We start from the raw sequence: 19444 nt of genomic DNA, 5'->3' as shown, positions 1-19444 counted from the left end.
ATATGAGGATGAACGAGCGGTTACGACAATAAACGAGCGGTTATACGAAAAAGCAGACGTCCCAATTTTACTGGGACGCCTGCTTTTTATCTATTTTCGTTTTCGCCAAAGCGTTACATTATTGAACGGCTGTCTTTCTAAATTTTGCAGGAGAAGCTGCTTTTTTAATTCGCGTTCAGCTAATTTCTCCGAGATGTGATAAATCTCAGCAACTTCTTTTGTTGCGAGTGAATCAAAACGTTTGAAAAGATCATCAAGTAGTGGGGGAGTATCCGGATCGATTGGATAACCGACCATTTCTTCTAAAATCTGTTCATAGATTTCATAAGAGTGAAGTCCATTTACCTTGAGTCCTTCGTCTTCAATATTTTCATTGAAAAACACAAAGGATGGTGCATCATCCACTTCCATTTCATTCGCAAGATACAAATCCACCTGCAAGGATCGCAATACATTATGTGATGAGAAGTCGAGGATGAATTCATCGACGTCCAAGCCTAATTTTTCGGCAATCTCAACAAGTACTGAAAACGATAAGACGTTTCTCGATTTCAAATAAGTGTACTCAAAAAGTTTTGAGAGGAAACGGAAACCGGCCCGTTTTCCTTGAAATTCCGCCGCTTTCATTGCGATGCTTGGAAAGGACGGATGGGTTTTATCGCAAGATTTAACATCATCACATCGATTACTCAAGTTTGTTACATTCATCTTTGGCAATGATGAGCGAAGAACTATTCTTAATGTGAAATAACGTTCATATTCAATCTGTAATTTACGGAGCAAGGGCTGAAGTGACCAGCATTTGCTGCATAAAGGATCAACGAATGCATAAATCTCAATGGGTTTTGATAAGGTTGCTGACGAAGTGACACTGTTTTCCATAATGGTATCACGGTTCACAGCTCATCCTCCTCGCTTCTGTTGACCATATGATTGGCAGTCATAACGAGCCGTTGATAATACACGTCACGGATAGTACCTTCAAGCCCTACATCATCCATCGCTTCGTACATGCATGCGAGCCATGCTTTCGCTGGAGTCGGAGTTATAGGAAAAGGCATATGACGCGCTCTCATCATCGGATGTCCATGTTCCTCCGTGAATAAATTCGGTCCGCCTAAAAATTGTGTTTGAAATTGCTTCTGTTTACGAGCTGTTTCCGTCAAGTCATTAGGGAAAATCGGATATAAATCCGGATGGACAGCCACTTTTTCATAAAAACGGTCGACTAACTCAGATAATTTTTCAGCACCGATTTCTTCATAAGGAATCAAAGGTCTACGAATCATGTATGTCAATCTCCTTTGTTCTGACTGGTATGGATATTTTAACAACCAAACAAATCTTTCACAAATATATTGCCTTCCGAGGAATTAATATTGTCAGGTTTTATAGTAGTTTAATACTTTGGAAACGTAATTTTGAGTTTCTTTGAAAGGAGGAATTCCGTCGTATTTTTCACATTTCCTGGTCCTGCGTTATAGGCAGCCAAAGCCAGTTCGATATTGCCGAATTGGTCAAGCATTTGCCTTAAGTATTTTGCACCGCCCATAATATTTTGCTCTGGGTCGAAGCTATCTTGTACACCCAAAAATTTTGCGGTGCCCGGCATAAGTTGCATTAAACCCATCGCCCCGGCGCCGCTTACAGCAGTGTTGTTGAAATCGGATTCCTGTTTAATAACGGATGTAATTAGGTTTACAGGAAGTCCATATGTTTCCGCGGCTCGTTTAATAAACCCGCTGAAATTAGTATTTCCACTTGAATCATCGGTAGAACTGAAATCATTTTTCTGTAACACGAATTCCAGTCCTTTTGGAAGATAGACGTTACTCGACCCTTTATATAGTAGACTTTCCATCGACCGAAGCCCGTCAAGCATTCCAAATGATTGATTCATAACTGAATTGGGATTAAAAGATTTGTTATTTATATCATCTAAAGCAATAGTCATCATATCACTGAACAAGGTCGAGGTTGTCTCCTGCACACTTGAAAAAGACTGTACGGAGCCCAATGTTTGCATAGCTTGGATATCCATTAATGTTCGAACTGTTCGTGCATCCATTCAGTGCCACCCCTCCCTTGAAGAAACTAATAGCCCATATTCATTAAGTATATCAAGTTAGTTGCGAAAACGCATGTTACAAACTGCATCAAAGCCATTCATATGGTAGACTGATCGTATGACTAAGAATTGAATGAGATGTAAAAGAGCATTCTACTGACGTATGGGCCAGTGTTAATTGTAACAGCAATTAGGCTATCACAAACTTACCAATTTGGGGTAAAATATCAATTGGCGTTTTACTCTATGTGGATCCCTAAAACTACATAACACAAAAAACATAAGCTATAAAAGCATCAACTACCAGTCGGGAGGGCTACTGATGAAGGAATGGAAGCAATTTCTTGAGCCGTATAAACAAGCAGTTTCGGAATTGAAAGTGAAACTGAAAGGGTTACGGACACAATATGAACTCGAAGGCGTACATATGCCGGTGGAATTTGTAACGGGGCGTGTGAAACCTTTAGCCAGCATCTATGATAAAACCCTTGAAAAAGGAATTCCATTCAAACCTTCGGCTGAGCTTGCAGAAGAATTACCTGATATTGCAGGACTACGAATCATGTGCCAGTTCGTGGATGATATCGGCAAAGTTGTCGATACGTTAAGAAAGCGAACCGATATGCACGTTATTGAGGAAAGAGATTATATTTCCAATAAAAAACCGAGCGGATACAGATCATTCCATATGATCATTGGCTATCCAGTACAAACGATTCACGGTGTAAAGACAATTTTGGCAGAAATTCAAATCAGGACATTGGCGATGAATTTTTGGGCGTCCATTGAACATTCATTGAATTACAAATACCAGAGTGAATTGCCAGATGAAATCATGCATCGTCTTGAACGGGCTGCGGAGGCTGCCTTTAGACTTGATGAGGAGATGTCGCTCATCCGTGATGAAATCCATGATGCACAACAATACTTTACTGCCTATAAAGAATCAGCAGACAGAGGGTACGGCGAAAAACGGAGGAAAGGGGAGTGAATGTTGATGAAGTTTGCCATTCAAACAAGGAATGATTCACTTTCAAACCGATTAAGAGATGAAGCCGTCGAGTATTTAACTGATTTCGGACTTATTTTTGATGAAGAATCACCTGATATTGTTTTATCGGTTGGTGGAGATGGAACGTTGCTTCATGCTTTTCATAAATATATTCATCGATTGAAGGACACGGCATTCATCGGAATCCATACAGGGCATCTTGGTTTTTATGCCGACTGGAAACCGTCCGAAATGGAAAAATTGGTCCTGTCGATTGCACGTAAAGAATACAATGTGATTGAATATCCATTACTTGAAGTGACGATTTCTTATCGTAATTCGGATCAGGAGGCTAAATACCTGGCGTTGAATGAATCGACAGTCAAATCTCCTGAAGTAACATTGGTCATGGATGTGGAACTGAACGGTGTGTTATTTGAAAGATTCCGGGGGGATGGTTTATGCATGTCGACACCTTCCGGCTCCACTGCATATAATAAAGCTCTTGGCGGGGCGATCATCCACCCATCCCTGGATGCCATTCAACTGACCGAAATGGCGTCCATAAATAATCGGGTATTCAGAACGGTCGGCTCCCCTCTAATTTTGCCATCACATCATTCCTGTGTGTTAACGCCAGTAAATGGACCGGATTTTATGGTGACTGTGGACCATTTGCAGTTATTGCATAAAGATGTGAAATCGATAGAATATAAGGTTGCGGATGAGAAAGTGAGATTTGGAAGATTCCGTCCTTTCCATTTTGGACAAGGGTCCATGATTCATTCATAGCAAGTGAAGAGTGATGAAGACGCAATCTAACCGGTTTACGTTAAATTTTATTGTAGAAGAACAAGTTCTATTAAGGGAATTTTTACATGCAAAAGGAATTTCAAAACGAACATTAACCGCCGTGAAGTATGACGGCGGTCAGTTGTTAGTAAATGAGACGGAGCAAACGGTTCGGCATATAGTAAGGGCAGGGGATACGGTTACGGTTCAATTTCCAGAAGAACAGCCAAGCGATGGACTTATTCCCGAATCAGGAACGCTTAATATCCTATATGAAGATGAAGCGATTATAATTATCGATAAACCTGCGGGACAAGGAACAATCCCGTCCGTGATCATCCGGCAGGAACAATTGCAAATTATATTGCCGGTAAGTTCCTGAAAGAGAAAGTTCCTTCAACCGTGCATATTGTAACCAGATTGGATACGGATACGTCGGGACTTATATGCATTGCCAAAAACCGGCATATCCATCATCTATTAAGTGAGCAGATTCAGGAGACAGGCTTTTACCGCAATTATATCGCATTTGCGGAGGGACATATTGTTGAGAATGAATTTGTCATAGAACAACCTATCGGCGGAAGGACGGCAGTATTATCGAGAGGATCGTCCGACAAGACGGTCAATATGCAAGAACTGATGGGAAAACACTTGGACATTATGAGCTGCATGGATCCAGGTTTACTTCTGTTTCCCTTGAGCTTCATACAGGACGGACGCATCAGATCAGGGTTCATATGCAATGGCTTGGACATCCGCTTGTAGGTGATGATCTGTACGGCGGTTCCCGTAAACTTGTCAACAGACAGGCGTTGCATTGTGCAACCATCGGCTTCAGGCATCCTCTAACGGGAACGAAATTAGTGTTCAACAGTGAACTTCCTATAGACCTCAAAAAACTAACGCAGAGCTAGTCAATCAAATTGAGTGAACTTTTCAGGGATGAACGGTTGTGAGGATGGTACCGAAACAACGTCCATTTCAGGATAACGAATAGCGGTCAGCTTTCCTCCAAACACACATCCAGTATCCACATTGACGGTTCGGTGCATAAACCTTGCCTCAAGTACTGGAGTATGGCCATAAACAATCCATGCATCTCCATGGTATTTCTTTGCCCAATCCCTTCTCACGGGCCGCCCATCTGGAAGTGTTTCACCTGTAGTGTCACCGTAAAGGACAAAGGACTTTATTTTTTTTGAAAAAGGTTCTCCAATCATCTGTTCACGGATTCCGGCGTGTGCGATAATGATTTTCCCGTCATCTAAATTTGCGTATAAGGGAAGGGCTTCGTAAAATCGTTTGTATCGATTCAAGAAACGACGTTTTTCTTTAGGTGGTAAAGCATTCAATTCAGCCACGGTTGTTTCGAGACCATGTGTTTGTTGAACATTTCTCCCTATCGATAATCGATAAAGTTTATTGCAATGGTTACCGGGGGAATAGATAAGTCTATCCTTATCCTGTAATTTGAACATCAGTTCAAGTGTCTTTACAGATGAGGGTCCACGATCCATAGCATCACCAACGAATGCAAGCTGCCTTTCCTTATGAACGGGTATATCGGATTCAAATGTATAGCCAAGCTTGTTTATAAGTGTAAGCAACTCGTCGTAGCAACCATGAATATCCCCAATAATATCCAGTTTCATCAGAAAATCTCCTTTTGATAGATCGGTTATATATATTATTTTGCCTTGAATGGAAACAAACATGCATGCTGGGATGGAAAGGAAGGTGCAACCATGACTGTTAATGAAGAAGTTCATGACGATATCATCATTGATGAAGAAAAATTGATTGATGCCCTTGAGAGGCAGGATATCAAAGCTTTTCGCGAAGAATATTTAATCCTTCACCCTTATGATCGTGCAATTTTCTACGAAAAGGTCGATGAGGAACATAGGAAAACAATGTATTTCTTTCTGTCTCCAAAAGAGTTGGCCGAAATCTTTGAGACGAGTGAAATCGACGATGGTGAATATAAGCAGTTCCTTCAGGAGATGGACACGACATATGCAGCGGACATGATTTCATACATGTTTGTCGATAATGCGGTAGATGTCCTGAAAGAACTTGATAAATCACAAATCGCTAGTTATTTGACGTTAATGAATAAGGACGCAGCTACTGAGATAAAGTCTCTCTTACATTACGAAGAATACACAGCCGGTTCAATTATGACGACGGAGTATGTTTCCATTCCTCAGAATTCTACCGTACGATCTGCGATGACAATATTAAAAAATGAAGCCCCTTCCGCGGAAACAATCTATTATATATTCGTTGTTGATGAAGATAATCGTCTAACGGGGGTTGTTTCACTTCGTGATTTGATCATCGCAGATGAAGACACATTGATCCAATCCATCATGAATGAGCGTGTTGTCAGCGTCTTAGTTTTCGGATGACCAGGAAGACGTCGCCAGGACGACGCAGGATTATAATTTACTTGCAGTACCGGTTGTTGACTTTCAATATCACATGCTTGGAATTATTACAGTCGACGACATTATTGACGTCATCGATGAAGAAGCTTCGGACGACTATTCGAAACTTGCAGCTGTTTCGAATATGGATTCCATTGATAAGAACTCTCTTTCTGCAGCAAAGAAAAGGATTCCTTGGTTAATTATCCTTTTAATCCTTGGTATGTTGACCGCTAATTTGATTGATTTATTTACCGAAACGATTTCGCAAGTTGCTTTACTTGCAGCTTTCATTCCGTTGATTGCCGGAACGGCGGGGAATAGCGGTACTCAAGCGCTTGCGGTTGCGGTCCGGGTATTGCAACTCGGGACATTGAGGATGTAAATAAATTCAAGCTTCTTTTGCGAGAGGCGGGAACTGGTTTAATCACTGGATTGGTTTGTGCTGTCTTTGTTGTTGGACTTATTTTCATTTGGAAGCATGAGTTTATCATCGCTTTGTTGGTTGGTGCAGCTATTTTAGTTTCGATTTTCGTCGCTACTATATCAGGTTCATTCATACCATTGTTCATGCATCGGATGAAAGTTGACCCCGCAGTAGCATCGGGACCGTTCATCACTACATTGAATGACGTGATTAGTATTATTATTTACCTTGGTTTGGCGACTACGTTCATAAGTAGTCTTTCATAAACCCAAATGAACTTCGTTGTTCATAGGCGCATATACTACGGAAAAGGGGGGATCAACATTTCCTACAAAGATCCGTTGATATTCGTGTCTGGGCCGCCACCGGTTTATATGAAGAGAATCGTTGTTGAAGAAGAGAGTACATCGGTATTTGTACTGAATGAAGAATCGGTTAAGGAAACAATAGAAATTGCGTCTTCATCCCAGGTTGAGCAATCTAAAGTTGTCGACCCCATTATTTTAGGTAAAATTTTATATTTAAGTGGGCCGTTTCAAAGGGCAGCGTACAAACCGTTGCAGTTTTTGGTGGATGGTAAGAGTGTGAAGGGCACTATTCAGAGGGTTGAAGATGATTTGTTGTGGATTGATGCGGATGATGAGGTTACGAAGTTAGAGATTGGGAAGATTGATGATGTGTTGTGGAGAGGCCAGTCGTTTGAGACGGAATAAATAAAAACAGGACTGTTCAGAATGTCAGTGTGATTGACATTCTGAAACAGTCCTTTTTTAAATAAAGCCATACATAGAAATCAAAGGGATTTCCGTTTCGGGCGGACGCTTTCCGGGGGGCGGGCGGTGAGCCCCCTCGGTCGCTAACGCGACACTGCGGGGTCTCACCTGTCCCGCTTATCCCCCAGGAGTCGCCGCCCTTCACTCCAATCCTATATGTAGAATGTAGAAATCAAATTGTTTATGCATGAAAATTTTCCATAATACTATCTTAAATTTTAGTAGACAAAAACAAATCCACCCGATCTTTTGGATCGGGCAGAGTTAGCATCACAGGTTATTCCCTCAGTCTTCGTCGCAATCAATAAAAACGTCCTTAACGCATTGGATACCACAGAAGCAAGTTAAGTCAACAGTTACGCAAGTACCTGTTGCTTCGAAGCGTTCAACTTCGCAAACTGCGTCAAGGTCCAGCCTGCCGCCTTTGAATAAGTCGACTCTTCTGCCTCTAATATCACGAGGTTCAAGTACTTGTAAAGTAGCGCAGCAGTTATCAAAAACATTTTGCACCCTGAAGAAAATCGAGAAACATGAAGCACAATCCCTACGACCACCTTTTTCGGAGGCTGGCGCTGTTTCCTCAATTTCATCGAACCTTCTTCTTCTTCTGTTGAACATTGCTTTGAATGGATTACCTTTTCGTCCAAAAGCATGAATACACGCGTATTGGCACGTTGCCGCGAAGGGCTAACAAGGCTACCAAGCGGAGTCAGGAAACAGTCAGTTCTGCAGTCGTCACAGTCAATATCTTCACGGATGTTTTGTACGCGCCTTATGGCACGAACCACCTCGCAAATGCAATTGTTGTGGCGATTTTCATGATTTTCTTTTTCATGTCTGACATCTTCATCTCTTCCACATCCCATTCATTCCACCTCCTTTTCTCAACTCCCTATACATTATGCGCATCGATACTTGGGGACAGGGCAAACATCACGCTATGAATAAAAAACAAGATCAATGCCATACTTTTTAAAAAAGGGGATGATGACTATTCGTCGATTACTACCCATTTTCGGTATAATCCTTCTGCTTTCGGGTTGTATTCCAAATGAGTTTACTGTTGAAAACCATACAGGGGAGGATGCGAAGGAAGCGGAAGATTTAATTAAGAAAGACGATCGTATTAAGGGCGCAGCAACACTCTTTCATGATGATCATCTTATTGTCGGTATCCGAGTTAAAACCTTTGATAGGTTCAATAAGAGAAAGATTGCAAAGGAATTGGAAAAGAAGTTGACGGAAATTTACCCCATCTCTCGGTGTTAGTATCAGCGGACAGCAAGGTTTTAACGGAAATAAATAACCTTATTTTAAAAGACGATGAAAAAAGGATGAAGAAAAAGATTCACGAATTGATTTCTCTAACGGAGGAAGAGACATAATGGATAAAAAAAAATATGCGAAACTGGAACAAAGCATTTCTCCAAAGCCACCGGTACTTAAAAATGTCATCAAAGCATTCTTGGTAGGTGGCACTATTTGTCTAATCGCCCAATTCATCGCCCTTTTCTATATGACTTTCTTTAACTTTACTGAAAGAACGGCAAACAATCCGACAGTTGCAACTATGATTTTCATCTCCATGCTTTTGACGGGATTTGGGCTATATAAGAAAATCGGTCAGTTAGGTGGAGCAGGTGCATCTGTTCCGATTACTGGATTCGGAAATGCTGTTGTGTCTGCAGCCATTGAACATAAGTCAGAAGGATACGTCCTTGGAGTCGGTGGAAATATATTTAAATTGGCAGGCTCCGTTATTCTATTCGGTGTTTTTTCCGCTTTTCTCGTTGCTCTTATTAAGACAATCCTTGTGAAGTTAGGTGTCGCATCATGGTGAACAAAGGTTTAATTACATTTCCTTCAACCCCATCCATAGCGGCAACCGGTGTAACGGCGGGTCCACTTGAGAAAAAAAGCCCGTTTCATGTCAATTTCGACAAAATGTTTGATGACGAACGATGCGGAATGGAGACCAATGAACAAGGGCATGCAAAATTGATGGAAGATGCCATAATGATTGCATTAAGCAAGGTTGATAAAGTTCCGAGCGATGCAGATTATTTATTGACAGGAGATCTTGTCAATCAAATGACGCCATCCAATTTTACTGCTACGACAGTTGGTATTCCGTACATCGGCTTGTTTTCGGCATGTGCGACATCAGTTTCTTCTGTATTATTGGCGGCCTTGCTTACAGAGTCGGGCATGTCGAAACTTGCTGTTGCGGGTTCCTCCAGCCAGCATAATGCAATCGAGAGGCAATTTCGATATCCAATCGAATATGGCGCCCAAAAGGGAGATACTGCCCAATGGACAGTTACAGCAGCAGGTGCAGCGGCCATCACGCCTTATCAAAAAGGCGTACCATGCATAGAGCGAGGCACCTTTGGTAAAGTCGTAGATATGGGCATGACTGATCCATTGAATATGGGAGCAGCCATGGCGCCTGCAGCAGCAGATACATTAATGCGACATTTAGCAGGTCATAATACATCTGCAAGCGACTATGACATGATCATGACAGGCGATTTAAGCAAGGTCGGCTTTGCGATTTACAAAGAGTTGGCTAAAAATCAAGGAATTAAGGCTTTCAACAACTTTAGCGATGCGGGTGAGGGATTTTACGGTAATCACTCGGAATTCATGGCAGGTGCAAGCGGTTCCGGATGTTCTGCGGCAGTTTATTTTTCCGAAATATATAAAAAAATTATGGAAAAGGAATATAAAAGGGTTCTCCTCATTGCGACGGGTGCATTATTATCGCCGTTATCTTACCAGCAAGGAGATACGATTCCGTGTATAGCACACGCGGTCGAATTAACGATGAAATGAGTGGTTTGAATGTTCTCGATTTACATTACTTCCTTTATAGTGGGCGGTTTAATATGCGTCATTGGGCAGCTGATGTTTGATGTAGCAAAAATGACCCCTGCACATACACTTTGTACATTGGTCGTTGCGGGATCCATTTTGGATGGTTTTGGTCTTTATGAACCGTTAATCGATTTTGCCGGAACAGGTGCCACGATTCCAATCACCTCATTCGGTAACGCATTAACGCATGGAGCGCTTGCTGAAGCTGAAAAACACGGTCTAATCGGCGTCTTAACTGGGATGTTTGAAGTGACGAGTTCTGGGATAAGTGCAGCCATTCTTTTTGGATTCATCGCATCATTTATTTTTAAACCGAAGGGCAATATATAAAAATGATTGTGCAAACGCCCCCTCATTCTCTCCGCTATCTGCATAGGATAGACGGAAGGGAAGGAGGGATTTTTATGTTTGGTGGATGCTATTCTGGCGGCGGATACGGCTGCGGTGGATATGGCGGGTATGGAAAAGGTTCCTATGGCGGTTCCACTTTTGTTCTAATTGTAGTTCTCTTCATCTTGCTAATCATTGTTGGCAGCAGCTTTATCTGCTAAGGGGGAGGTAAAAGGGTATGAATGACTCGTTTTTTAAGAAAATTGAATCCAAAACAGGTGTACCAATGGAAGAAGTTTTTGCTTTAGCAAACGCTATCCAGTATGCAGACTTCAGCGACGAGCGGCAAGTCCGTAAAATCGTAAAAAAAGTCGGCAGGCTTGCAAACAAAAACGTCCCACAGCATATGGAAGACGAATTGGTAAGATCAATCGTCAACAATGGAAACTCTGTAAACTTCAACGACATACAACGAATGATGAATAACTAAACAAAAGCGGAGGGTGGTGTTTAGCTGCGACCGGCGCTGGAAGGTTTGAAATAAAGGCGTTCTTTGCCTTTACTTTCAAACCTGAAGCGACCCGAGCAGCTGCCACCCGCAGCTGGATGAAACAAAAGCGGAGGGTGGCGTTTAGTGCCACCCTTTTTCATATACATACAATTAGCCAAGTGTTTCATACAATCTACAAACGGGGATAGTCATATAAAAGAGGTGAGGAAATGGGCTATCAACTGCCGATTCAGCCAATTCAATCGGAAATGTATGCAAATCGTATGAATGTGGAGTTTAAAAACTTTGCTTATATCAATCGAGTACAAAAAGTGAAATTGGACACCGAATTAATGAGTAAATTCCAAAACTCCCTTGAACAAGAAATGGAAAGAATATCCGAGAATGATAAATTGGGAACGACTGTCCCAAATTCTCGAGAGACGAGTGGTTTCATCCCGAATCCAACCAATCTATCACCTGTAATCGCAAGCCTTGTAGGGAAAGGCCTTGTGGTGAATCAATACGTATAAGAATAAGAGCAGGGGCAGTCCGAAATAACATAGCGAACATAAAAAGGGATAGGAAACTTCATGCCTTAGTTAGGTCTTAAGTAATAAAATGACCGATAACTATCTCAAAGTGACCGATAACTTGCATCAAGTGACCGATAACTCGCGACAAGTGACCGATATCTCGCCAACAGCCCATTTTCCATACGAAAAACCGCTTCAGTCACCTTGACTGAAGCGGTTTTTCAATTACTGATATCTTTTTCCATAGCCCGATGGGGGATATCGGCATCCATGAATTCCGGAGAGGTGACCGTAAATCCAAGTTTCTCATAGAAAGGTACTGCATAAGACTGTGCGTTCAAAATGATTTTCTTCATGCCTGTGGACTTAGCATGTTTTTCGAGTTCAAGCATAATAAGATTACCAAGATGCTTGCCACGCAATTCTTTTAAAACGCAAACCCTTTCCACTTTGCCGATGCCGCTATCAATTTCCCGGATACGCCCGGCCCCAATCGGTAGATCATCATCATAGACGATGAAATGTGCGGCTGTTTTATCAAATTCGTCCATTTCTAGACTGAGGGGAACTCCTTGCTCTTCCACAAAAACTTTTTTCCGAACATCATACGCTGCTTCACGCTCCCGATCGGATCGGCAATTTTAACTTCAATCAATCTTCAATTTTCCTCATCAAGACGGAAAGTTTCATAAACTGTCCAAGATCCGTCTTCAAGTTGGTAAAGAAGGTGTATACGATCAATTATTTCGGTGTGATCGACTCCCACCATCTTAATTTGACCGATAATATCATCATGTTCACCTGAAGTGAGTTTTTGAGCGATTGTAATATGTGGAACGAAGGAGAATTCCGGCGTTACACCGAAGAAATCTTCATTCAGGTCTTTATGGAGTGCAAGTATATCCTCATTAGGTGTTACTTTGAAGAAAATCGTATTTGTAATAGGAGCAAACGTGCTTACTTTTGAGACGTTTAATTCAAAAGGCTTATGCTTATTTGCTACCTCACGAATCGCTACAGCCACTTGCTCAATTTCTTTGTCATCAGCTTCGAATACACCCTTAACAGTCATGTGGGGCGTAATAAGTGCATAATGTGGGTCATAACGCTTCCTGTAACCGTTTGCTATGTCTTGGAGTTTCTTTGATGGAAATGCGACTACACCATATTTCATCCTAAACGACCTCCTCGTAAAATGTTTTTAATACACTACTTCATATCGTTAATTATAGCAGAATCGCCCACACTTTGCCTAAATTGGCATCATTCATATTGAAAGGATTTTCTGATAGCTCGTGGAACGTCCTTTTGCCAATACTTCCACGTATGGTCCCCTTTAAATTCTTCATAGAAGTATGAAAACCCTTTACTTTTTATTAAATTATTTAAATTCCTGTTAGGAGTAAGAAAATCTTGAATGCCATCCACAGTCGTTTTTACTTCCGTCTCTTCGGTGCCAATCACGTGATAGATGGAGAAACTGGATGGATCTTTTAAGGTTTCCACTTGTTCGAGTACATATTCATCCACATAAGGCGAATGAAGAATGACCTTCCCAAAGCAATTCGGATATTTCAATGCGGTAAGCAATGAAATCGTTGCGGCTAAAGAATCTCCTATCAATCCTCTTCCTGCCCCGACTTGATAGGTTGGGTAGTTTTCGTCAATATAAGGAACTAACTCATGCGCAAGAAAACGGATATAATCTTTGTGTCGATCACCGGCTGGATGATACATTCTTCTTCGCTCTTTGACACTTTTATATGGTATTCCAACTACGATCATATTATCGATTTCGCCCTCATTAACTAATTCATCGGCGACGCGTCCAATTCTACCGTATTGAAAATAGTCCTTGCCGTCCGAAGCAATGAGAACGGAATACTTATATAGCGGTGAATACTGATATGGTAAATGGATGAGAAGTTGCATTTCCTCACCAAGTGCTTCGCTGTAAAAGTTGACCTCTTCGATTTTTCCATATTCCATAAGTTAGTCCTCCCTTGTTGTTTATGTATCAAGATTGTATCATATGGTACCTACAGGTATAATCCTTAAAAAGCTTATTAGGTTGAGGATGTTGACAATGCTTTAGAATCAATTGAAAGGCAACGGTCATATTATATCTGATAAGCACGGATTAGAAAAAGGAGGTAATAATTAATGTTCACTGGTAAAAATATAGTCCATAGCGATGTTGTTACTAAAGCTACAAAGGAAGCCCTTCTACGGCGAGGTGTCACATTGGAAGATGTGGCGAAAATTGTCTACGAAATGCAAGTTCCTTATAATGAAGGCCTTGATCTTGCAGAATGTGTAGACTCTGTAGAAAAGGTATTACGTAAGAGGGAACTTCAGCATGCAATCCTTGTCGGAATCGAGTTAGATGAACTTGCGGAGCAAGGGAAATTATCAGCCCCTTTACAACAGATTGTTGATTCTGATGAAGGACTGTTCGGTGTGGATGAAACGATTGCATTAGGTGCAGTTTTTACGTATGGGTCCATTGCCGTAACTACATTTGGTCACTTGGATAAAAATAAAATCGGTATTATTAATGATCTTGATACGAAAAAAGGAATCGGTGTCCATACATTTTTAGATGACCTCGTCGCAAGCATCGCTTCATGTGCTGCTTCCCGGTTGGCGCACCGGAAAAGAGATTTGGATGAAGCTGGAATAACTTACCTTGATTTAAACAAAAAAGAAAATGAAAAGAATAGTATTGAATAAAGCGTTCCTGGAAGATGAAGAAGTTTAGCTTCATCTTCTTTTTTTTTATTAATTCGGAATGAAAACGCTTGCGATTTACAGACTATTCACAAGAAACGTTGACAAGTGAATGATTATTTGTGTTAGAATAGGTGATAAGTTGCAAAACTATAATAATACAAAGGGGAGAGAGATTGTATGAATAAGAGAGTAGGACGCATTCTTGCATTGATGTCAGTGCTTACATTGCTACTTCTATCAGCATGCGGTAAAAAAGACGTTGAATATCTAAGTATTTTGACAGGTGGTACGCAAGGTACTTATTACGCACTTGGGGGAGCACTTGCAGAAAACATCGGCCAGGATACTGGTATTAAAACAACAGCTGAAGTTTCACAAGCATCGGCAGCGAATATGACTGCCCTTAAGGACGGAAAAGCTGAACTTGCTTTCGTGCAGACGGATATCGCTTATTATGCGTCTAAAGGAGAAATGATGTTTGATGGTGAAATCATCGACACTGTTTCTGCAATCGGTTTCCTATATCCTGAAACAGTTCAATTAGTTACTCTTGAAAAGTCTGGAATTAAATCATTTGCTGACTTAAAAGGTAAAAAAGTATCTGTAGGAGCTCCAGGTTCAGGTACGTATGCGAATGCTGAACAGCTTCTTGAAATCCATGGTTTGACAATGGATGATATCCAAGCACAAGATTTGGACTTCGGTGAGTCTACAGAGAGCTTGCAAGCTGGTCAAATCGATGCAGCATTCATCACTGCTGGTACTCCAACAGCTGCTGTTGAAGGTTTGAACGCAACAGCGCAAGTATTTATCGTTCCAGTTGAAGATGCCAAAGCTGACGAATTGATCGCAAAATATGGTTACTATGCAAAAGAAGTTATCCCAGCAGGAACTTACGGAATTGCTAATGACACACCTACAGTATCAGTTGGTGCAATGTTAGTAATCCAAAATGATATTCCAGAAGATGTGGCTTATAAAATCACAAAATCGATTTATGACAACGCATCTAAATTGACGCATCCGAAAGCTGCGTTGATTAAAGCAGAAACTGGACTTGACGGTATCGGTATTCCAGTTCACCCAGGTGCAAAAAAGTACTTCGACGAACAAAAATAATTTAATCTTGGTAAATTCGGAATCGGGGCGGTGAAGCGACATGCTTCATCCGTCCCATTCTTAATTGCCACCCAGAAAGGAAGAAGGCGGATGAAATGGAAGAAAGTATTTCCGCCCGTCATTCTGCTATTCACGCTCCTTGTTGTCCTCGCCTTTATTTTCCTGCCGATACATAAGGTGTTCTCGTTCACAGAATATCGGGCAAATCATCCAGAAATCTATTATGTAAAGATGAAAAATGAGCAGGAATTTCAAATAAGGTATGTTCACTCCATCTTTTTAACTGATGTAATTGAGTCCTATAAGGTGACCGATCAAAATGCCATACAGTTATTATCTATGCAATATGAAGATGTTGGAATTGGTTTGCCGGGATATGCGGAAAAAGGCCAGACCCTATCTGTCAAAGATGGTTTGTATACGCTGTCTTTTGAGCATAACATTATCCAATCATTCGTCCTTTTTGTTGGCGATGTCGACGCGGATCTCGCTTTCCGCTATGAGGGATTTGAAACAGATTTAAAAAAACATTTAATAAGAGGAAAATCGTACTCTTTTAGAGTGCAACGCCTATCATTTTACCAAATGATGAAAGGAGTAAAGATAAATGGCTAAAGATAAAAAACAGAAAGAAAAAATACAACTTAATTCAGAAGTAGAAAGTAATGAAATGTTAACAGAAGAACAGCAGTTGGAAATTTTACAGAAGTATGATCCGGAGTCAAATACTCGGAATGTTAAAGGGGTTTTCAAGATAATCGTGTTCGTTGGATTACTTGCATTTTCGCTTTTCCAATTATACACATCCATCGGAACTCCGTACACTGCCTATATTCAGCGTTCCATTCACTTAGGTTTCGCATTGTCACTTATTTTTATTTTATTCCCAGCAAGAAAGAAACCGGGAGTTAAAAAAGATAAGGTTCCTTTCTATGACATAATCCTATCCTTGGTTGCGATTGCAGTTGGATTGTATTGGCCGTTATTCTATGGTGATTTAATTGGCCGTGTTGGGCGGGTTTCCGACTGGGATCTCCTTATCGGAATCGCAGCTGTACTATTAACATTGGAAGCTGCACGACGGGCCGTCGGATTACCAATTACTATTATTGCAAGCGTTTTCTTGGTATATGCATTTTTCGGACGGTATTTTCCAGGGTTCCTTGCGCATCGTGGTCAAGATATAAAAAGTATTGTCCAATTAATGTTCTATACAACAGATGGTATTTTAGGGACGCCAATCAGTGTTTCTGCGACATTCATCTTCGTGTTCTTATTATTCGGGGCTTTCCTCGTAAAAACAGGTGTAGGGAACTATTTCAATGATTTAGCAGTTGTCCTTGCGGGTCGTTTAACCGGTGGACCTGCCAAAGTAGCGATCTTCTCAAGTGCATTGCAAGGAACGATTTCAGGAAGTTCCGTTGCAAACGTTGTTGGTTCAGGTTCATATACAATTCCTATGATGAAAAAGTTAGGGTATCGCAAGGAGTTTGCAGGTGGGGTTGAGGCAGCTGCTTCAACTGGAGGACAAATCATGCCACCTATCATGGGGGCCGCTGCATTCCTGATGGTTGAATTCATCGGAGGCGTAACTTATTGGGAAATTGCCAAAGCGGCAGCTATTCCTGCTTTGCTTTACTTTACTGGGATTTGGATTATGACGCATTTTGAGGCGAAGCGTGTCGGTCTAAAAGGCATGTCCGAGGATCAAATGCCGGATCGGAAGGCGACGTTGAAAAAGATTTATCTATTATTGCCGATTTTAGGGATTATCCTATTCCTATTGCTTGGAATTCCGACGATGAAAGCGGCATTATTAGGTATAGTTCTTACTTTAGTCGTCAGTTTCTTCGATAAATCTACACGTCTTGGATTTAAAGATATTATTATGGCACTTGTTGATGGTGCGCGTACTGCATTGGCTGTTGCAGCAGCAACCGCGTGTGCCGGTATTATCGTTGGGGTTGTTGTTAAGACAGGGTTAGGGTTAAGTCTTGCAAATGGACTCGTTTCAGCTGCAGGGGGGAATATTTTATTAACGCTTATCTTTACGATGCTTGCGGCTTTAGTACTTGGAATGGGGTCGCCGACAACTGCAAACTATGTTATTACATCGACAATCGCAGCTCCTGCCATCATTTTACTCCTAATGGGCGGTGAAATGGGACCAGGAACGACAGTACCACTTGTTGTAGCGATTTCAGCTCACTTATTCGTGTTCTATTTCGGGATTATCGCAGATATTACGCCGCCTGTTGCACTTGCTGCATTTGCTGCGTCAGGTATATCCGGGGGAGATCCGATTAAAACTGGTGTTGTATCTTCAAAACTTGCGATTGCAGCATTCATCATTCCATATATGTTTGTATTCAATCCGGCAATGCTTATGATTGATGCATCCTTCTTGGAAATTATTTGGGTCGTCTTCACGGCCATAGTAGGTATGATTGCAATAGGGGCAGGTATGATAGGTTATTGGTATCGAAAATGTAATTGGTTGGAGCGAATTATTATTGTAGCAACCGGGTTATTGCTAATTTTCCCGGAAACAATTACGGATATTGTCGGTCTAATTCTTTTCGTTATCCTTTGGGCAATTCAATGGAAAACGAAAGGGAATGACGATAAAAATAAAGTAGCAGTTGCTTCATAATTAAAAAAGCTGTCATGGAAGGTGTTTTAACTTCTGTGGCAGCTTTTTATTAAATTATGAAATATATAATAAATTGAACCTATTTGAGAATGGTGATATTTAATACTATTGAATTAATTGACTCTTATGTATATAGTAGAAAGTATCAAGAAATTACCAAATAAGAGCGTTAGGCAAGAACAAGCTGAAGGGTGGAAGAATAGATGTTGAAATTATCAAATGTGTCAATTACCTATAATGATAAAGCCGTTTTGGATAAATTGGAGTTAACGGCTAATATAGGGGAAATCATAGGTGTGGCGGCTCCAAACGGAACCGGGAAATCAACGATGTTCAATGTGATGGCGAATTTTGTAAAGCCTGATTCGGGGCATGTAGTATTTGATGGTAAATACGCTTACCGAAATGAAAAGGAAGAGTTATTGATTCATAAGCAGTTATGTACATTCCCTGAACAAAAAGACCTGTTTGGGGAGTTGTCCGGAGTGGATCACCTGAAACTCTTCGCGAATATGTGGAAGGGATCGACAAAACATGTACCGGCAGTCATTGAGCGTCTTCAAATGGGGAACTACGTGAAAAGGAAAGTTCGCACATATTCATTAGGGATGAGGCAGCGCCTTTGCTTTGCAATGATGATGGCAGCTGACACGCCTGTCATCCTTTTGGATGAAGTGATGAATGGACTCGATGTGGACAATGTGGCTTTATTATCGGAATGCTTAATGGAAATGAAGAAGGATAAGCTCATCTTTGTCGCATCTCACTTACTATCAAATTTAGATTTGTATGCTGATAGAGTGCTTTTCCTGAAAAACGGAAAGTTTGTGCATGAACATAGATTTACCGGCGAAAATGATGTCTACTTAAAAATCGAAGTGAATCCGGAACAGTTTGAAATGCTAAAAGAAAAGGAGACATTGCCAGAGGGCCATATTTATTTGGCGAACCACTTATTATGCATTCCACTAAACGGAATGAGTGCGGTGGATCAAACAAAGTGGATTGAACGTATGCTTGATTATAATGAAAAGGAAATGACAGTTGGACCGTTAGGGACGGTTGAATACTATGATAAGTTTTATTCGAAAAATGCATGAAAAGTGTACAGAAATGAGTAAAGACTTTTCTACTAAAAGGGGAAGTTAGGATGAATCGAAATTATTTGAAGCATGAATTTCTAATTACATCAAGAAGCAGGCGGAACATTCCTTTTGTATTAT

General features: G+C 41.0%; 23 protein-coding genes and 4 pseudogenes. 19 read left to right on the top strand and 8 right to left on the bottom strand.

The genetic code is table 11. From position 1 onward, the window contains the following. Positions 1-90 precede the first annotated feature (90 nt). The 3 genes and pseudogenes from QNH10_RS17595 to QNH10_RS17585 form a co-directional block, all read right to left on the bottom strand. Positions 91-900 carry a DsbA family protein gene (locus QNH10_RS17595; protein WP_283732596.1) on the bottom strand — a complete coding sequence of 270 codons (810 nt, stop codon included), beginning with the start codon at positions 898-900 and terminating at the stop codon, positions 91-93. Further along, a complete protein-coding gene (locus QNH10_RS17590) occupies positions 897-1289 on the bottom strand; it encodes a globin domain-containing protein (protein WP_283732595.1) in 393 nt (130 codons plus the stop codon). Before QNH10_RS17590 ends, QNH10_RS17595 begins: the two co-directional genes overlap by 4 nt. 93 nt (positions 1290-1382) lie before the next feature. Beyond that, positions 1383-2068 (bottom strand): annotated as a pseudogene (locus QNH10_RS17585) (lytic transglycosylase domain-containing protein). Between the two features lie 322 nt (positions 2069-2390). Between QNH10_RS17585 and yjbM the strand changes: the two are divergent. The 5 genes and pseudogenes from yjbM to QNH10_RS20810 all read left to right on the top strand — a co-directional run bounded on the left by yjbM (position 2391) and on the right by QNH10_RS20810 (position 4768). Next, complete coding sequence (yjbM, locus tag QNH10_RS17580; RefSeq protein WP_283732594.1) at positions 2391-3059, top strand: GTP diphosphokinase; 669 nt, start codon at positions 2391-2393, stop codon at positions 3057-3059. Between the two features lie 6 nt (positions 3060-3065). Then, a pseudogene (locus QNH10_RS17575) lies at positions 3066-3865 on the top strand (NAD kinase). Beyond that, positions 3865-4233 carry a hypothetical protein gene (locus QNH10_RS20820; protein WP_347177913.1) on the top strand — a complete coding sequence of 123 codons (369 nt, stop codon included), beginning with the start codon at positions 3865-3867 and terminating at the stop codon, positions 4231-4233. Before QNH10_RS17575 ends, QNH10_RS20820 begins: the two are co-directional and overlap by 1 nt. Before the next feature lie 20 nt (positions 4234-4253). Then, entirely contained in the window at positions 4254-4619 is a 366-nt protein-coding gene (locus QNH10_RS20815; RefSeq protein ID WP_347177912.1) for a pseudouridine synthase, read from the top strand. Beyond that, complete coding sequence (locus QNH10_RS20810) at positions 4520-4768, top strand: RluA family pseudouridine synthase (RefSeq protein WP_347178072.1); 249 nt, start codon at positions 4520-4522, stop codon at positions 4766-4768. The genes QNH10_RS20815 and QNH10_RS20810 overlap by 100 nt, the downstream gene beginning before the upstream one ends. On the opposite strand, the gene prpE is transcribed toward QNH10_RS20810, so the two are convergent. Continuing rightward, positions 4769-5506 (bottom strand): bis(5'-nucleosyl)-tetraphosphatase PrpE, encoded by a 738-nt coding sequence (prpE, locus tag QNH10_RS17565; RefSeq protein ID WP_283732593.1) that lies wholly within the window; start codon positions 5504-5506, stop codon positions 4769-4771. It lies immediately after the preceding gene. A 93-nt stretch (positions 5507-5599) separates the two neighbouring features. Between prpE and mgtE the strand changes: the two are divergent. Together mgtE and QNH10_RS17555 are read left to right on the top strand one after the other, a co-directional pair. Further along, positions 5600-6976: pseudogene (mgtE, locus tag QNH10_RS17560) on the top strand (magnesium transporter). Positions 6977-7084: 108 nt separating this feature from the next. After that, positions 7085-7423 carry a hypothetical protein gene (locus QNH10_RS17555; protein ID WP_283732592.1) on the top strand — a complete coding sequence of 113 codons (339 nt, stop codon included), beginning with the start codon at positions 7085-7087 and terminating at the stop codon, positions 7421-7423. A gap of 345 nt (positions 7424-7768) precedes the next feature. On the opposite strand, the pseudogene QNH10_RS17550 reads toward QNH10_RS17555, so the two are convergent. Beyond that, positions 7769-8349: pseudogene (locus tag QNH10_RS17550) on the bottom strand (CotY/CotZ family spore coat protein). A gap of 118 nt (positions 8350-8467) precedes the next feature. Here QNH10_RS17550 and QNH10_RS17545 point away from each other — a divergent pair. The 7 genes from QNH10_RS17545 (at position 8468) to QNH10_RS17515 (ending at position 11713) form a co-directional block, all read left to right on the top strand. After that, the gene (locus tag QNH10_RS17545) at positions 8468-8752 is read left to right on the top strand and encodes a hypothetical protein (protein WP_283732591.1); all 285 of its coding nucleotides are present in this window, start codon (positions 8468-8470) and stop codon (positions 8750-8752) included. A gap of 115 nt (positions 8753-8867) precedes the next feature. After that, positions 8868-9323: a stage V sporulation protein AC gene (gene spoVAC, locus QNH10_RS17540; protein ID WP_283732590.1), complete on the top strand. Its 456-nt coding sequence runs from the start codon at positions 8868-8870 to the stop codon at positions 9321-9323. Further along, entirely contained in the window at positions 9317-10318 is a 1002-nt protein-coding gene (locus QNH10_RS17535; RefSeq protein WP_283732589.1) for a beta-ketoacyl-[acyl-carrier-protein] synthase family protein, read from the top strand. Before spoVAC ends, QNH10_RS17535 begins: the two co-directional genes overlap by 7 nt. 9 nt (positions 10319-10327) lie before the next feature. Beyond that, a complete protein-coding gene (spoVAE, locus tag QNH10_RS17530) occupies positions 10328-10690 on the top strand; it encodes a stage V sporulation protein AE (protein WP_283732588.1) in 363 nt (120 codons plus the stop codon). A 74-nt stretch (positions 10691-10764) separates the two neighbouring features. Then, positions 10765-10911 (top strand): YjcZ family sporulation protein, encoded by a 147-nt coding sequence (locus QNH10_RS17525; protein ID WP_283732587.1) that lies wholly within the window; start codon positions 10765-10767, stop codon positions 10909-10911. Positions 10912-10928: 17 nt separating this feature from the next. Then, on the top strand, positions 10929-11180 hold the full coding sequence (locus QNH10_RS17520) for a stage VI sporulation protein F (RefSeq protein ID WP_283732586.1): 252 nt from the start codon (positions 10929-10931) through the stop codon (positions 11178-11180). Between the two features lie 230 nt (positions 11181-11410). Next, positions 11411-11713: a hypothetical protein gene (locus tag QNH10_RS17515; protein WP_283732585.1), complete on the top strand. Its 303-nt coding sequence runs from the start codon at positions 11411-11413 to the stop codon at positions 11711-11713. A gap of 224 nt (positions 11714-11937) precedes the next feature. Here QNH10_RS17515 and QNH10_RS17510 read toward each other — a convergent pair whose 3' ends face one another. From QNH10_RS17510 to QNH10_RS17500, 3 genes are all read right to left on the bottom strand, one after another. Further along, positions 11938-12300, bottom strand: coding sequence for a GNAT family N-acetyltransferase (locus tag QNH10_RS17510; protein WP_283732584.1), 363 nt, complete (start codon positions 12298-12300; stop codon positions 11938-11940). Between the two features lie 74 nt (positions 12301-12374). Continuing rightward, positions 12375-12890 (bottom strand): YjcG family protein, encoded by a 516-nt coding sequence (locus tag QNH10_RS17505; protein ID WP_283732583.1) that lies wholly within the window; start codon positions 12888-12890, stop codon positions 12375-12377. 89 nt (positions 12891-12979) lie between these two features. After that, complete coding sequence (locus QNH10_RS17500; protein WP_283732582.1) at positions 12980-13705, bottom strand: alpha/beta hydrolase; 726 nt, start codon at positions 13703-13705, stop codon at positions 12980-12982. 174 nt (positions 13706-13879) lie between these two features. On the opposite strand from QNH10_RS17500, the gene QNH10_RS17495 reads away from it, so the two are divergent. The 5 genes from QNH10_RS17495 (at position 13880) to QNH10_RS17475 (ending at position 19321) form a co-directional block, all read left to right on the top strand. Further along, a complete protein-coding gene (locus QNH10_RS17495; protein ID WP_283732581.1) occupies positions 13880-14449 on the top strand; it encodes a phosphatidylglycerophosphatase A family protein in 570 nt (189 codons plus the stop codon). A gap of 177 nt (positions 14450-14626) precedes the next feature. Next, positions 14627-15568: a TAXI family TRAP transporter solute-binding subunit gene (locus tag QNH10_RS17490; RefSeq protein WP_283732580.1), complete on the top strand. Its 942-nt coding sequence runs from the start codon at positions 14627-14629 to the stop codon at positions 15566-15568. A 90-nt stretch (positions 15569-15658) separates the two neighbouring features. Continuing rightward, entirely contained in the window at positions 15659-16183 is a 525-nt protein-coding gene (locus QNH10_RS17485; protein ID WP_283732579.1) for a DUF1850 domain-containing protein, read from the top strand. After that, on the top strand, positions 16176-18221 hold the full coding sequence (locus tag QNH10_RS17480) for a TRAP transporter permease (RefSeq protein ID WP_283732578.1): 2046 nt from the start codon (positions 16176-16178) through the stop codon (positions 18219-18221). The genes QNH10_RS17485 and QNH10_RS17480 overlap by 8 nt, the downstream gene beginning before the upstream one ends. 203 nt (positions 18222-18424) lie before the next feature. Then, positions 18425-19321 (top strand): ATP-binding cassette domain-containing protein, encoded by an 897-nt coding sequence (locus tag QNH10_RS17475; protein WP_283732577.1) that lies wholly within the window; start codon positions 18425-18427, stop codon positions 19319-19321. The last annotated feature ends 123 nt before the right edge of the window (positions 19322-19444 follow it).

It is taken from the genome of Sporosarcina thermotolerans (assembly GCF_030067815.1).
Classification (GTDB): Bacteria; Bacillota; Bacilli; order Bacillales_A; family Planococcaceae; genus Sporosarcina; species Sporosarcina thermotolerans.
The sequence above is the reverse complement of the archived record's forward strand: the minus strand, read 5'-3'. Positions and strand labels throughout refer to the sequence as shown.

What these genes read in the sequence shown, in the direction of transcription:
- QNH10_RS17590 (WP_283732595.1), bottom strand. Translation starts at nt 1,289, where the DNA reads ATGATTCGTAGACCTTTGATTCCTTATGAAGAAATCGGTGCTGAAAAA.
- yjbM (WP_283732594.1), top strand. Translation starts at nt 2,391, where the DNA reads ATGAAGGAATGGAAGCAATTTCTTGAGCCGTATAAACAAGCAGTTTCG.
- QNH10_RS20820 (WP_347177913.1), top strand. Translation starts at nt 3,865, where the DNA reads ATGAAGACGCAATCTAACCGGTTTACGTTAAATTTTATTGTAGAAGAA.
- prpE (WP_283732593.1), bottom strand. Translation starts at nt 5,506, where the DNA reads ATGAAACTGGATATTATTGGGGATATTCATGGTTGCTACGACGAGTTG.
- QNH10_RS17555 (WP_283732592.1), top strand. Translation starts at nt 7,085, where the DNA reads ATGAAGAGAATCGTTGTTGAAGAAGAGAGTACATCGGTATTTGTACTG.
- QNH10_RS17545 (WP_283732591.1), top strand. Translation starts at nt 8,468, where the DNA reads ATGATGACTATTCGTCGATTACTACCCATTTTCGGTATAATCCTTCTG.
- spoVAC (WP_283732590.1), top strand. Translation starts at nt 8,868, where the DNA reads ATGGATAAAAAAAAATATGCGAAACTGGAACAAAGCATTTCTCCAAAG.
- QNH10_RS17535 (WP_283732589.1), top strand. Translation starts at nt 9,317, where the DNA reads ATGGTGAACAAAGGTTTAATTACATTTCCTTCAACCCCATCCATAGCG.
- spoVAE (WP_283732588.1), top strand. Translation starts at nt 10,328, where the DNA reads ATGTTCTCGATTTACATTACTTCCTTTATAGTGGGCGGTTTAATATGC.
- QNH10_RS17525 (WP_283732587.1), top strand. Translation starts at nt 10,765, where the DNA reads ATGTTTGGTGGATGCTATTCTGGCGGCGGATACGGCTGCGGTGGATAT.
- QNH10_RS17520 (WP_283732586.1), top strand. Translation starts at nt 10,929, where the DNA reads ATGAATGACTCGTTTTTTAAGAAAATTGAATCCAAAACAGGTGTACCA.
- QNH10_RS17515 (WP_283732585.1), top strand. Translation starts at nt 11,411, where the DNA reads ATGGGCTATCAACTGCCGATTCAGCCAATTCAATCGGAAATGTATGCA.
- QNH10_RS17505 (WP_283732583.1), bottom strand. Translation starts at nt 12,890, where the DNA reads ATGAAATATGGTGTAGTCGCATTTCCATCAAAGAAACTCCAAGACATA.
- QNH10_RS17500 (WP_283732582.1), bottom strand. Translation starts at nt 13,705, where the DNA reads ATGGAATATGGAAAAATCGAAGAGGTCAACTTTTACAGCGAAGCACTT.
- QNH10_RS17495 (WP_283732581.1), top strand. Translation starts at nt 13,880, where the DNA reads ATGTTCACTGGTAAAAATATAGTCCATAGCGATGTTGTTACTAAAGCT.
- QNH10_RS17490 (WP_283732580.1), top strand. Translation starts at nt 14,627, where the DNA reads ATGAATAAGAGAGTAGGACGCATTCTTGCATTGATGTCAGTGCTTACA.
- QNH10_RS17485 (WP_283732579.1), top strand. Translation starts at nt 15,659, where the DNA reads ATGAAATGGAAGAAAGTATTTCCGCCCGTCATTCTGCTATTCACGCTC.
- QNH10_RS17480 (WP_283732578.1), top strand. Translation starts at nt 16,176, where the DNA reads ATGGCTAAAGATAAAAAACAGAAAGAAAAAATACAACTTAATTCAGAA.
- QNH10_RS17475 (WP_283732577.1), top strand. Translation starts at nt 18,425, where the DNA reads ATGTTGAAATTATCAAATGTGTCAATTACCTATAATGATAAAGCCGTT.